Origin of the sequence: Lewinella sp. 4G2 (assembly GCF_001625015.1) — a bacterium.
Lineage (GTDB): Bacteria > Bacteroidota > Bacteroidia > Chitinophagales > Saprospiraceae > Neolewinella.
In genome coordinates this window covers 1,755,523-1,768,801 of the sequence record NZ_LVWJ02000014.1, presented here as the reverse complement: position 1 = coordinate 1,768,801, position 13,279 = coordinate 1,755,523, and the positions used below count along the sequence as shown (strand labels likewise).

At 56.9% G+C, this 13,279-nt stretch carries 8 protein-coding genes; 3 read left to right on the top strand and 5 right to left on the bottom strand.

Features of this window, described 5'->3' with window-relative positions:
- Positions 1–431 precede the first annotated feature (431 nt).
- On the top strand, positions 432–1,715 hold the full coding sequence (gene odhB / locus A3850_RS07960) for a 2-oxoglutarate dehydrogenase complex dihydrolipoyllysine-residue succinyltransferase (RefSeq protein WP_068215379.1): 1,284 nt from the start codon (positions 432–434) through the stop codon (positions 1,713–1,715).
- 400 nt (positions 1,716–2,115) lie between these two features.
- On the opposite strand, the gene A3850_RS07955 is transcribed toward odhB, so the two are convergent.
- Positions 2,116–4,956 carry a hypothetical protein gene (locus A3850_RS07955; protein ID WP_068215377.1) on the bottom strand — a complete coding sequence of 947 codons (2,841 nt, stop codon included), beginning with the start codon at positions 4,954–4,956 and terminating at the stop codon, positions 2,116–2,118.
- A 101-nt stretch (positions 4,957–5,057) separates the two neighbouring features.
- Positions 5,058–5,609 (bottom strand): class I SAM-dependent methyltransferase, encoded by a 552-nt coding sequence (locus A3850_RS07950; protein ID WP_068215374.1) that lies wholly within the window; start codon positions 5,607–5,609, stop codon positions 5,058–5,060.
- Positions 5,610–5,873: 264 nt separating this feature from the next.
- On the opposite strand from A3850_RS07950, the gene A3850_RS07945 reads away from it, so the two are divergent.
- Positions 5,874–6,809, top strand: a complete 936-nt coding sequence (locus tag A3850_RS07945; protein ID WP_068215372.1) for a hypothetical protein — start codon at positions 5,874–5,876, stop codon at positions 6,807–6,809.
- Between the two features lie 73 nt (positions 6,810–6,882).
- Here the strand turns inward: A3850_RS07945 and A3850_RS07940 are convergent, their stop codons facing one another.
- Both A3850_RS07940 and A3850_RS07935 read right to left on the bottom strand, forming a co-directional pair.
- Complete coding sequence (locus A3850_RS07940; RefSeq protein ID WP_082921692.1) at positions 6,883–8,037, bottom strand: T9SS type A sorting domain-containing protein; 1,155 nt, start codon at positions 8,035–8,037, stop codon at positions 6,883–6,885.
- A 126-nt stretch (positions 8,038–8,163) separates the two neighbouring features.
- Complete coding sequence (locus tag A3850_RS07935; protein ID WP_068215367.1) at positions 8,164–9,531, bottom strand: gluconokinase; 1,368 nt, start codon at positions 9,529–9,531, stop codon at positions 8,164–8,166.
- Positions 9,532–9,939: 408 nt separating this feature from the next.
- Between A3850_RS07935 and A3850_RS07930 the strand changes: the two genes are divergently transcribed.
- On the top strand, positions 9,940–12,330 hold the full coding sequence (locus tag A3850_RS07930) for a gliding motility-associated C-terminal domain-containing protein (RefSeq protein WP_068215365.1): 2,391 nt from the start codon (positions 9,940–9,942) through the stop codon (positions 12,328–12,330).
- Positions 12,331–12,509: 179 nt separating this feature from the next.
- On the opposite strand, the gene A3850_RS07925 is transcribed toward A3850_RS07930, so the two are convergent.
- Entirely contained in the window at positions 12,510–13,202 is a 693-nt protein-coding gene (locus tag A3850_RS07925; protein WP_068215363.1) for a macro domain-containing protein, read from the bottom strand.
- Between the last annotated feature and the right edge of the window lie 77 nt (positions 13,203–13,279).

Below are 13,279 nucleotides of genomic sequence, written 5' to 3'. Positions count from 1 at the left end.
CCCAACCTCCCCTAATCCTGCGAAACCTGATTACGAAATCCCAAACCCGGGGATAGAACGAAAACCGGGGATGGAACGAAAACCCGGGGCGAGACGGCTACGCCGTTAACCCCGGGCTACGAGGTGTACCCCTCCGGGGCAAAACGAAAACCTGGGGACAAACGAAAACCTGGGGTCGTTCGGCCGTTGGCCTCCTTGACCCCAGGCTAACCAGCTTGTCCCTCCGGAACAATTTGTCTGAAACCGCCGGAGGCCTCTCCTCCTCCCCAACCTCCCCTACTCCTGCGAAACCTGAATATTCGATGCCCTAAAACCTGTGAACGCCGTGGAAACGCGGGGTAACAAATTGGCGTGAAGGTGTACCTTTGCCAACCTCCTGCGCTACGCCGCGTTAGAGAGCCAACTTACCAACCAACCGAACACTATCCAGCATGAGCATCGTCGAAATGAAAGTTCCCGTTATTGGGGAATCCGTCACTGAAGTAACCCTTTCTGAATGGCTGAAGGCCGACGGGGAGTACGTGGAGTTGGACGAGCCCATCTGTGAATTTGAATCCGATAAGGCTACGCTGGAATTCCCCGCCGAAGCCGCCGGCCGGATCGTGCACGTCGCCGCGGAAGGGGATGATTTGGAGATCGGTGCCCTGGTGGCCAAGATCGACACGTCCGATACCGGTGGTGGCGCCGCCCCCAAAGCTGAGGATAAGAAGACGGACGCCCCGGCCCCCGCTAAGGAATCCGCCCCTGCACCAGCCGCTTCCGCCAAGGAAGCCACTTATGCCTCCGGTACGCCCAGCCCCGCCGCGGGCAAGATCCTCCGGGAGGCCGGCGTCGACGCTGCTTCCGTCAACGGGACTGGCCGGGATGGCCGCATCACTAAGGAGGACGCCCAGAAGGCCGCCGCTGCCCCCGCTCCATCTTCCCCCGCACCTGCGGCAGCGCCCGCAGCTGCAAAAGCGACGGGAACTGGAAAAGTAGCCGCGCCCTCCGCTGGTAGTAGCTCGTTTAGCCGGGAAACCCGGACGGAAAAGATGAGCCGCATGCGCCGCACGATCGCCAGCCGCCTCGTGGAAGCCAAGAATGAAACGGCGATGCTGACGACCTTTAATGAGGTGGACCTCAGCGAAGTGATGGCGCTGCGCAAAAAAGTACAGGAGAAATTCGTGGAGAAGTACGGCGTGAAGCTGGGCTTCATGTCCATTTTCGCCAAGGCCTGCGCCCAGGCGCTCATGGAGATGCCGGACGTAAACGCCCACATCGGCGAAGACGGCAAGAGCCTGATCTACCACGATTACGTGGACATCAGCTTCGCGGTGAGCACCCCGACGGGCCTCGTCGTGCCGCCGATCGCGAACATCGAATCGCTCCACTTCTCGGAGATCGAATCCAAGCTAAAGGACCTCGCCGGCCGCGCCCGGAATAACAAGCTGAGCATCGAGGAGATGAGCGGCGGAACGTTCACGATCACCAACGGTGGCGTGTTCGGCTCCATGCTTTCCACCCCGATCATCAACCGCCCGCAGAGTGCCATCCTCGGGATGCACAACATCATCCAGCGCCCCGTCGCCATCGACGGTAAGGTGGAGATCCGCCCCATGATGTACCTCGCCCTGAGCTACGACCACCGGGTAATTGACGGATCGAGCTCGGTGACGTTTTTGGTGAAGGTGAAGCAGTTGTTGGAGGATCCTACTTTGTTGTTGATGGGATTGTAGTCTTGAGTCTATAGTCTATAGTCTGTAGTCTATAGTACCGGTCAGGCCGGACGCTCGCGGGACCTCCTACCGTCGGACGCCACGAGGACCTTAGGATTCGGTAGTTAATTGAGAAAGTTGTCTCCTATTAGGACCTCGTAGCTTGGTCAGCTCGCGCGCAGCAAGAGGTGAGCTCCTGCGAGGGTCCGGCCTCCGCCATCTAAAATCTAAATTCTAACTTCTATCGTCTTTTTCAGCCGGACGCTCGCGGGACCTCCTGCGTCGGACGCCACGAGGACTTTAGGATTCGGTAGTTAATTGAGAAAGTTGTCTCCTATTAGGACCTCGTAGCGTGGTCAACTCGCGCGCAGCAAGAGGTGAGCTCCTGCGAGCGTCCGGTTGGCCGTGGAATTTACTCCCCTCAAAACCGCTGCCCCACCGTAAAGTCAAAATTCAGACTACCCGCTTCGTTGCGGTAGATGTCGTCTTCCAACAGGTAGGAGAAACGGAAGCCTACGCTGACGGGGGCTACGTTGAAGAAAATGTGATCGAAGTAGAACTCTACGCCGGTGGAGGCCATGGTCTGGGTATCCAGCCGGGTGATGCTGTATTTGCCGTAATCCAGAAAAGCATTCAGGCGGACGCGGCGGAGGTAGTAGAGGCCGGCGAAACCGAAATCCGGATGCCAGACGGGCAGTTCGTAATTGCCGCTGAAGCGCCAGACCCGGTCGGATACGCCCACGCTGTAGCCGCGGCTGTAGCGGAAGAAATCCGGGAATTGGTAGGGGTTCTGCCCGTCTTCACGCTGGAAATCAAAATCCAGGCGGACGCCGTGGGTGCGGGCTACGCCGGGTAACCACAGGCGCGTATTGAAGCGGAAAGCCTGGCCTAAATCGTCGCCACTGATGGTCTTTCGTAACTCCAACAGGCCCGTGAAGCCGAGGCGGGTATGGACTTGCTGGCGGGCGCGGCGGCGCTGTGCGTTGAGGTCCAGCCGCGCGGTCGTGTAGCCAAAACTGGCCGGCAGATCGGAATCGGGAGAATCGCCGGAAAGGCCTACGCGGGTAACGCCCAAGCTGGGCCGGAGGGCGAAAAGGTATTCGCTGGCCGTCCAGTTCAGCGGGACGGAGGCGGTGAGGTAGCCATCCAATTGATCAACGCTACGGCGCCTGGTGCCAATTAGGGAATCGGTGACTACCAACACGTCGAAATTGCGATCGATGAAGCGCGCACCAGCTGTCAGCACGGGGAAAAGCCCACCGTAGCTCACCTCCGCGTTGGTCTGGACGCGCTCCTCGTTCCAGTTGTACCTGGCAATAGCAGTTGCCGAAATCGTGTTGAGGGCATTGCTCGCCTCAATCCCAAAACCGGGGTTGGCGGCGTCCGCCAGAATACTCCAGGAATGCAGGCGAATACCACTCAGGTTGTCGCTGATATCCATGGAGGGATAGGTGCGGTCGGGAACGCTATCCAGCAAAGGGTAAGCGTCCGCCCCCCACGAATATGGCCGTTCGAAAACACTGGGGCCCGCCGGGTTTACGCCGACGGGTGATCGGCCCGATTTCGATACCGCGTCCCCCTTCAGCAGCTTGAGTTGGCGGCCGGACGAGTGGGCTTCGGAATAATACAAATCACCGTTGGCGGCAAGGAAAGGAAATTCCGCGCCGATGCGGACGTTGGTCAGTTGCCGGTACTTCCCGTTGCTTGGGTTGAGGACGTACACATTATCGACGCCATCGCGACCACTGCTGTAGACGATATCGTTGGTCGCCGTCACGTGAAAGTTACCTAGAGCTTCGTGGGTGGCCGGTTTGATGATCTGGTATTCTTCGCTGGCGAGGTTGATGGCGGCGATGGCCGTCCCATCGAATCCCTTTTCGTAGTAGTAGACCCACTGGCCGTCCGGGGAGAATTGGGGCAATGCGGCGCTATTGGCGTCAACCTTGATCCGTTGCAGCACGCTACCGTTGCCGGCGGAAAGGATGACCAGGGCCAGCTCTCCGGCCTGAACGTCTTCTTCCACGGCGACGATCCGCGTCCCGTCAGCGTTCAGGGAGGGAGCGAAGTAGCGCTGGTTACGGGAGAGGCGGGCCTTGCGGTCCAGTTTATAATTGTAGATAAATACGTCGCTAAAACTCTCGTTGGTGTAGCGCGGGTCGTTGCGGTTCTCCATCCACACGATCTGGTCGCCACGGGCGTGGAAGAAGGATTCCCGTTGGATGCCCATCGTCATCACTACCTCTTCCTTTCCGGTGGCGGGGTCGATCCGGACGACCTGGGGGATGTGCTGGAAGCCAGAGCGTAGGGCCAGGAGGTTACCGTTTCCAGTTACGATGGGGTAAGTGTAATCGGTTACGGCACGCCGTTGGCGGCTGATGGTTTCGCCTCCCACAATGGTTCCGCGTTGGGCGAGGTCTTCTTCCTGCCGGTCGCGCAAATCCTCGAGGGCGGCGCGGTACATTTTGCGGGTGCCGAGGCCAGTCCCGCGTTTTAGGGCCTGGCTGAAGGGATAGAGGAGCCCGGCCCATGCCGTCCCGACGTGGAGGGGCCGCTTCCAGATGTCGTAGCCAAATTCCTGGCGGGCGTAGGTGATGGTGTTGTAGCCGTAGCGGTAGTGGTCGGGGATGTTCCGTTTCAGGCTGTTGTTCCGGCTGCGGGTGTAGTTGTACATAATCCCCTCGTCGAGCAAGCTGCGCAGGGTGGCGCTGAAGGCGGGCGTTCTGCCACGGCCGGCTTCGGTGAGGGCGGTTTCCATCACGACGGCGTCGCCTTCGGAATACCAGTTGGGGGTGGCAAAAAAGCTAATCCCGGCCCAGGATTGTTGCCCGGCGAGGTAGGAGGCCAGCCGCGTCAGCCCCCGCCGCTCGTTGGAGTTTTGCTGTACGTGGCGAAATTCGTGGATGGTGAGGAGGTCCACCCAGTCCATATTACTTAACAGGTTGGGTTGCTGGGGCGGCGTCAGGAAAAACTCCGAGCGAAACGGCGCCAGGGCCACGTAGCCGTTGATGGTCGTGTTCGGCGTCTGGAGGATGAGGTCGAATTTATAGTGCTGGTCTCCCACCGTCCCCGCCTGCTTGGCGCGCATGGCGGCCATGATATTGGCGACGCGCTGGGCCCGGGCTTCAAATCCTTTGGGGTAGATCACGTTGCCCTCGTCCGTCGTTAATTGCTGCCAGTCCACGGCGGGCGGGTGAAGGCCGATCTGGGCGCTGGCGCGGGTGCAGAGGAAGGATAGGGTGCAGATTAGGACTAGGGAACGCATTTTTCTGTTGGCTTGCAGTTGGGAAGGGGGGCTTGGTGCTTTAGTGCTTTGGGCTGCCGCACCTCCAACGCGCGGCAGCCCAAAGCACCAAAGCACCGATACTATCGCATACAGTAAAGCACCCAAGCCGGCGGCAAATTCGCCCACACCCGCTTGGTCTCTACTTCCCCGAAGGCGTCTTCGTAATAACTCTTGGTCTTCAGGCTGTAGTGCACCTGGTTGTAGCAGCCGCCGGGCCGAAGAGTGTCTTTTGCCGCGCGGACGATACTTTTCCCCAAATCCTCCGGCAAAGCGGCGAAGGGAATGGCGGATACGATGTGGTCGGCTTTGTCCGCACCGATCTGGTCGAGGTAGTGGCGGATGTTTTCGGCGCTGTCCTGGGCGACAATGAGGCGGGGGTCATTGAGGGCCCGCATATCGTCGCACAGATCCGGACTGACTTCGAAGGCGATCACCTTTCCATCGGCGGGCAGTCTTTCCAGAATGTGTTTGGTAATGACGCCATCTCCGGCCCCCAACTCTACGATCACTTTGGCTGCCGGGAAGTCGATCCGGTCAATAGCCGCCCGGCAGAGCGCGGGGCTGGAGCGGGTGAAGGTGCCCGTGGTGCGGAGATTGCGGAAGCCTTCCAGGAGGAAAGAGAATGTGGACATGATTAGTCTGTAGTCTTTAGTCTGTAGTCATTAGGCTCTCCAGGCGGCCTGCCATCCGAGCGCAGCGACAATGGGAGGTTCCTGGAGCGGCCGGGGGTTATTAGTCTGTAGTCTGTAGTCTATAGTCTGTAGTCTACAGTCGCCCCCAGCACATCCTGAGCCATTAACTTTGCCAAAGTAAGTAAAAGCTGGTGGTGGCGGGCAACCGGATGTTTCCTTCTTCATTTCTTTGCTAACGCGCACCATTAACCCCGCAATTTATTCGTGAAACTACTCGCCCGCCTCAAAGAATGGTTGTTTTACGGCCACGTATGGATTGCGCTGGCGGCGGCAGGGTTAAGCTTTTGGACATTGGCAATAGCCAGGTCATCAGATGTTTACCAACCGTGGTGGCCGGAAGGCGCAAGAAAATTCATTCTTCCTCCACTCTTGACTCTATTTTTTGCTACTCTCGGTGTCTACACCCTCCACCGATTTCTAAGCTTTCGGCTATCTCCCAAACTTCCTGAAACCAAGAGATACCAGTTAGTAAAGAGGCACCCTAACAGTTCACTTTTACTGGGGTGCATATCCATAGCTATCTCCGGACTCCTCATTTTTAGGTATACCGATCCGTTAAATCCTCTGTTTGCGATAGCATTTGGGTTGACAGCGTTTTACCTCATTCCAATTCCCGGTTGGAAAAGGTTACGAGACTTACCCTACTTAAAAGTAGTGTTTGTTGCCACGGCTTGGACGATCATGACCGTTCACCTGCCACTTCTGATTGCTAATATATTATCGGTGGGCCCCTGTGGTGGATGGATATTTGATATACATCCAGACCTTGTATTACTAAATATTAGTTTGACCAGGTTTCTTTTCTGCTTAGCCGTAGCGTTACTTTTTGACTTACGGGATGTGGAATTAGATCGCTCTCACGGTGTGAAGACTTTCGCCAATAGCTATCCGGTAACGCTAAAAGCTTTTGTCCCATTCCTCTTCCTAGCGTGCGCAACGATAACTGCATACACACTAGTTGAAATGGAGCATTTAATCTATCCAGCTTGGCTAATGGCATCAGCTTATTTAATCGGAATTCCAGTAGCTTTTATGACGTATTCAAGAACCGACGAAGACTGGTACGCCATAGTCGTCAACGGTCTACTCCTCCTCCCGCCCATCGCAGCCGCAGTTGCAGCCGTATTTTTCGGGCATTAAAAAAGCCGGCCAACTCAGTGTACGATTATGTATCTCTGAGCTGACCGGCTTTAGCTTAAGCTTAGCCAAAAGCTTACCGCTGCACTATCACCGTGCGCGCCGTAGTCATGCCCCCCTGCTCGATTTGTAGCAGGTAGGTACCTTTACCCACGCGGGCGGGGACGTCGAAACGCAGCGAGGTCACCCCGGCCACGAGGCCTTCATATTCTCGGCTGGCCACCAGGCGGCCGTCGGTGGAAAGCAGATTGACGGTGGCCCCTCCGGCCAGTTGGCTATTGAACTCAACGGTTACCCCATCGGTGACGGGATTCGGGTAAGCTGTGAGCTGAAATTGCTCCCGCTCCACAGCGGCCGTACTGGAAAGGCTGGTGGGGAGGTAAGTGATGATTTGTACGGTTGGGTCTACCAATTCCCCGTCATCGTCGACCTCCTCATCCAGAAATAGGGAAACCAGCGGCGCAAAACTATTCGGCACGTAAAAATTGATGTTATCCGTCGTCGTACTGAAAAAGCCAAAACTTTCCCGGGTTTCGGCGAAGGAGAATACGCGCAGCGCCACTGCATTAGCGTAATCCTGTTCGTGCGTGCGGAGGGTGCCCGTGCTCAAAACCTCGAAACGAACGATCCGGGTTTCAAAGGTGGTATCACCAGCTACAACTACCGTGGTATCCCGCGACTCCTGAAGCAGCGTGTCGCCCACTTCTAAGCCGAAGGGCAAAACCACCAACGAGTCCTCTGGGAAAGTGATGGCATCAAAGTACTCCCCATCTTCCACGCAGCCGAAGCCGATACCGTAAACGCCATCCTCTAAAGTGTTCAGGAAGGAAGCTTCGAAGTTATCATCATCCAGGTTGCGAAAGGCAATCTCGAAGATACCGTCATCCGTACCCACCGCGCCGTCGGGGAAATCTGGAACTACTTCGCCGGCACCGAAATCCGCTGCCGTGGGAACATCAAAAATACGGATCGAAACCAGGCTATCCAGCGGGGCCATTAGCAGTGTGGTCCCATCTTCCAGTACGGCCTCGTTACCGAGGTAGCGGAAATCGAAAGTGGCATTCGTCTCGCCCGGCGTTGGCAGGCCAACGACGTCACGGCCAAAACTAGTAGCCAGGAAAGCCGCTCGCCAGGAATCCCCCACCACCGGGGCGTTGGAGGCATCAAGCGTTTGGGCAAGGAGGCCCGTTTGTGCCACCAGGGCACAGCAAATAACATAAAATAGTCTCATGGTAAATGATTGAATGGGGTATAGTCAGGTGTCTCCGCGCAAAGTTTCAGCGGAAGGCAGCCGGTGGGAAAGGCCCACGTTGGTTTAGCGGTCTACGCCAACTGGACGGGAGCTAAACCGATAGTGTTAGTCCAGCCGCGAATTAATTGCCCGCCGTGCCACCAACGCAGCCCCGTACGCACTCGCCTGCCCCGTCTCGGCTACCACCACCTCGCGGCCGGAAAGCTTAGCCAGTAGCTCTACCCATTCTTTACTCTCCGTGAAGCCGCCGCTGGCGTGGATGCGGCGGGTCTCCCCCACGGCGGCTTCGAGATCTCGCAGGATGGTAACAATGTTATTCGTCACGCCTTCCACGACGGCGCGGGCGATCTCGGCGGGTTGGTGGTGGCCGCGGAGGCCGGTCAGGTCCGCGGCGGCGGCGGCATCCCAGATGGGGGCGCGTTCTCCGTTGAGGTAGGGGGTGAAGCGGAGGCCCGGATCGGGCGGGGTGGCGAGGGCGGCGTTCACGAAGGAAGGGATGTCCGGGAAGTGGCCACTCAGTAAATTTTGCCAGTATTCGATCACCTTTCCACCGTTGTTGGAGGCGCCACCAATGGCGAAATTATCCGCGTCCATCCGGTAATTAAAGAGGCGGTGCGCGGGGTCCACGCGGCCAGTTTGGTGGGTGGCGCGGACGGCGGCGCTCGTCCCCACCGTGATCGCGACTTCTCCCGGTTTGTCGACGCCGCTCCCCAGGTTCGCCAGGCAGCCATCGGAGCCGCCGAGGAAGACGGGGATGCCTGCTACGCCTAGTTCCACGGCGATTTCGGGTTTCCAAGTGAGTTGGTAGCTGGCCGGTCTAACGGGGGGTAATTGGAGGGGAAATCCATCCTGTTTATAAGCTGCTTCGCTCAGGTTAGCGGCGGTGCGGAGGGCGAGGTCGCTCCACTGCCCGGCCACGGCGTCGTACAATCCGGTGGCGGAGGCGAGTTGTTCGTCGAGTACGGTCTCGGTCATCCAGCCGTGCGTCAGCAGTTCTTTGAGGCCGTACAGGTGGGTCGCGGCGGCGATTTTTTCGGGATGGTATTCCGTCAGCCAGCGGAAGGTCACGAGGGGCGTCATGGGGTGGACGGGGGTGCCCGTCAGGCGGTGCAGTTCGGTCTTCAGTTCGTCGCTGATGTGGTCGATCACGGCCACCCCGCGGTTGTCCGCCCAGGTGTACACCGTGTCGTCAAAACCCTCCCCTTCCGTAAACAGGATCAGGCTGTGCATGGGGCAGCTCAAGCCGATACCCAGGATCTCTCCGTCCGTCTCCGCTACCGCTTTTTTGAGGGCGCAGCCGCAGGTGCTCAGCAATTGGGAGGCGGACTGCACCGCCGCGCCGGGTTCCGGATGCAACAAGGGATAGGCCTCGTTAATCTCGACGACGAGCTCTCCGGAAGCAGTAAAAACGCAGGCTTTTACGGAGGTGGTGCCGACGTCTAGGCCTAGGTAGTGAGTGGCGGAGGAAGGCATGGATTTTGGATTTAGCTTAGTCAAGGCTAACGCCTTTTGGTTCGTTGGTGCTTTGGTGCTTTGGGCTACCGCACGTTACTGCGGCAGCCCCAAAGTACCAAAGCACCAACGAACCATTCCCCTAAACTAACGGGACTACCACCAACATCAAGCGATTTCCTCAGCTCAACGAACACCCACCCGCCCAGTACTCGCCCACCTCCCCGGCACCTGCGGCAGCGCCCAAGGCCGGAAATACCCTGTTGAGCAACCAGGATGCGTCAACCGGCGGACATACGGGAAATAACAGGTTGATTGCGGTCACATTTTTGGCGCAGGACCGTAGGGGCTAATTTCGGAACGGTGTGCATTAGATACAGAGCCGCCCTTTCTGGATTAATTACCCAACACTTTACACCTACCCAACGCATGCTACCCAGCCTTACTTTAGAAAACTTTCCGCCCGCAACGCCGGCGGCCCGGAAAGCACTACTTGTGATTATTTCCCTGCTGTTAATTGGCTCTCAGGCTTACGCGCAGGAGATCTGCGACAACGGCATTGATGACGACGGAGACGGATTGGTAGACCTGAATGATGTGTCGGACTGCGCCTGCACCCTCTTAAGCCAAACGCCAAGTTTACTTCCAAACCCCTCCTTTGAGGAATACTCTACTAGCGACCCGGAATGCACGACGGCCAACCCCAACGGTTTGCCGGATGACATCAGCCAGGTATCCTGCATGGCCGGGTGGTTGCAACCGGATGTAGGGACAACGGACGCGTTTAACCTGCTGAGTTTTACCGACGCCGACAACGTGGAATTTCCGCCGCTTCCGCTGCCCATCCCCAGCGGAACGGGCTACGCTGGAATGGGGTACGTGGTTGCTTTCCCGCCCGCCTCTTTTCTCGCCGGCGAGCAAATGGCAGCGTGCCTGACGGACGGCCCTCTGACCGTGGGGGAGGACTATCGCTACACCGGCCAGTTGGGGTTCGGAATACCTACGCTGACTTCGGATACCTTCATCAGCCAACTTTACTCCTACCCGGAACCCCTACTGGCGATTTACGGCGTACGCAGTTGCGCCGAATTGCAGGAGCGTAACGACGTTTTCGTCGCGGAGAGTTTTGGCGACGACACCCCCTGGGAAGAGATCACCCGCTTCCGCGTTTCTGGCAGCCCAAACAGCTGGGTTCCCTTCACGGTGGACTTCACCGCGGAAGTAGCCTACGAAGCCATCGTGATCTGCCGCCCCCTCGACCTGACGTTTGCGGACCTCCCCGGCGTCGAAGGGGGAGGCATCTATTACTACACGGATGACTTCCGCCTCAGCCGGCTGGAAGAGGCCGAAGCGGGCAGCCTGGGTAGCGTGACGGCCACCACCAGTGGTTGCAACGGAGGGCTGGTCTACACCGGCCCGGTGGACGCGCAGTATACCTACCAGTGGTACCGCAACGGGGTGGCCGTCATCGGCGCCACGAACGCCAGCTTCACCCCGACGGAACCCGGTGACTACCGGCTACGCACCACGTTCAACGGAGAATGCGCCCTCTCGGATGTGCTGGTCACCCCCGTCATTCCCGACCCGACGGGCGGGGGGACGGTGCCCGATCTTTTTCCGGCCACCATTGAGATTTGCGATGTCCCAACGGCGGGGGAACCCGTACTGGTCTTTACCCCGGACGTACCGGATGGCGTGACCGTCAATTACCCTACGGCCGGCCCTACACCAGGCTTGTTCGTAACGGCGGCGGGCACCATCAACGTAGAAGTCGTGGCTGAATGTGGTACCGTTACGGAAAGCATCAATGTTTCCACCGTTGCGGCGGGCGTGACGGACTTCGTACGAACGGAGCCCCCAAGTTGCGACGGCAATTCCGGCACCGCAACGGTGGAGCTGACCCTAACACCCAGCACTGCCACCTGGCGCACTTTGGCGGGAGATCCATTAGCAGAAACCGGGCTTTCCATCACCAACCTGGCGGCCGGGACTTATACGGTGGAGTTGGTTCCTGCAGATGGTTGCCCATTGAGAGATACGTTCACCGTCAGTGGTGCCACGTCCTCTTTGCGGATCGATTCAATTGCGGTGCAGGGAGGTTGCGGATTTGACGTGGCGGACCTGCAGGTCTTTGGTTCCGGCGGCACCGATCCCGTCACTTACACCTTAGCCGACGGGCGGGAAGCGGAATTCGATGTATTTCCAGGATTACCTCCTGGCAATTACAGCGTCCTGGCAACGGACGCTAATGGCTGCACGGCAACGGGCCCGGAGATTAGGATTAGCCCATCTTTAGATCCGCAGCTGCAGCTCAACGAAGTCGGCGTAGTCGGGCTGGGTGATAGTGTTACCCTGCGTTGGACGGCTGCCGTTGACCCCGCGGACGTTAGCTTCAACTGGCTACCCGACCCCGCCCTGAGCTGCCTCGACTGCCCCTTCCCCACCCTGCGGCCGACGACCGACGGCCGGTATACCCTCCAAATCACGGATGCGGCCGGTTGCGTCAGCGAAGCCAGCGTAACGGTGCGGGTGGACCGGCGGGTGACGACCTACTTCCCCACCGCCTTCAGCCCCAACGGCGACGGGCGGAACGACCGCTACCAAATCTTCCCCGGCCGGGGCGTGCGGCGGGTGGTCGATTTCAAAGTGTACGACCGCTGGGGTGGCCTCCGCTACGAGGCCCGCGACGGAGCGGTCGCCTGGGATGGCCAGGTGAACGGGGAGATCGCGGCGGTTGGGGTGTACGCGTACTTCGGCGTGCTGGAGTTGGATGATGGTCGGGAAGAGTTGGTGGAGGGGAGTTTTGTTTTGATGCGGTAAAACGCGCAGGAACTACCAGGGTCTTTAAGGCAGGATACATTTGATATACTACCCTCCAAATGTGTTTGTAAACTAGTTCCGGTGCCATGTATCATTTACAACCGTAACATTTGATTCTAGCACAACCACTTACAACTATTGCATACTAGTGGTAAATCATGGCAAAATGCATCCTTTTTTCACTTTGTAAATAATGAAAGTTGCCCTTCATCGTTTTGCTCCGAAATTAAATTGAAGCACTTTTGCAATGTCCCTAAGCCTAAGCCTTTATAATTGACTAATGAAATCATAGATTTAATTTCTGAATCACTTACAAGTGATGCTAATAATTGATACTTATCTCTTCTTAGGGCAGTTGCTTCTTTTATAGCACTATAAGGTAATCGCTCAAATGCATCTTTAAGTTTTTCAAACATCCCATCAGTCACATTTGAGTTATACCTATATATTTCTATCGGTATTTCACATTGAGACAGGTACTCTACCATTATGCTCTCAACGCTTTCAGGATCGAGACCTCCATTATGGGACCCCAGTAAAGGAAATGCTACTGATGTAATTCCATTTTGATGATAAGTGTTCAAAAATTCTTGGAGCCCTTCTTCCAAAAATGAAATTTTACTATCGTACCTCCAATGATTCTTTGTGGGAAAATTTAACACCCACTTTGCGTCATCTCTGTAGAGCCATAATTTTCCAATATTAATTTCATTCAGTTGACATTTCACCCTATATCTTTCATACATTTTTGGGAACCGCAATCGAAAAACTAGCGCAATACCTTTACCCATAGCACCTACACAGTTAACTGTATTCACTATCGTTTGACAATCACTATTAAACAAATTCCCTTCTATGTACCTAATATTCATTTTGAAATTGTTTACACTTAGACAAATTTAATCCCAACTAAACAGCAGATCTTTTGGACAATTACAAAAAAGCAATC

Coding starts and splice junctions, on each gene's coding strand:
- odhB (WP_068215379.1), top strand. CDS start 432: ATGAGCATCGTCGAAATGAAAGTTCCCGTTATTGGGGAATCCGTCACT.
- A3850_RS07955 (WP_068215377.1), bottom strand. CDS start 4,956: ATGCGTTCCCTAGTCCTAATCTGCACCCTATCCTTCCTCTGCACCCGC.
- A3850_RS07950 (WP_068215374.1), bottom strand. CDS start 5,609: ATGTCCACATTCTCTTTCCTCCTGGAAGGCTTCCGCAATCTCCGCACC.
- A3850_RS07940 (WP_082921692.1), bottom strand. CDS start 8,037: ATGAGACTATTTTATGTTATTTGCTGTGCCCTGGTGGCACAAACGGGC.
- A3850_RS07935 (WP_068215367.1), bottom strand. CDS start 9,531: ATGCCTTCCTCCGCCACTCACTACCTAGGCCTAGACGTCGGCACCACC.
- A3850_RS07930 (WP_068215365.1), top strand. CDS start 9,940: ATGCTACCCAGCCTTACTTTAGAAAACTTTCCGCCCGCAACGCCGGCG.
- A3850_RS07925 (WP_068215363.1), bottom strand. CDS start 13,202: ATGAATATTAGGTACATAGAAGGGAATTTGTTTAATAGTGATTGTCAA.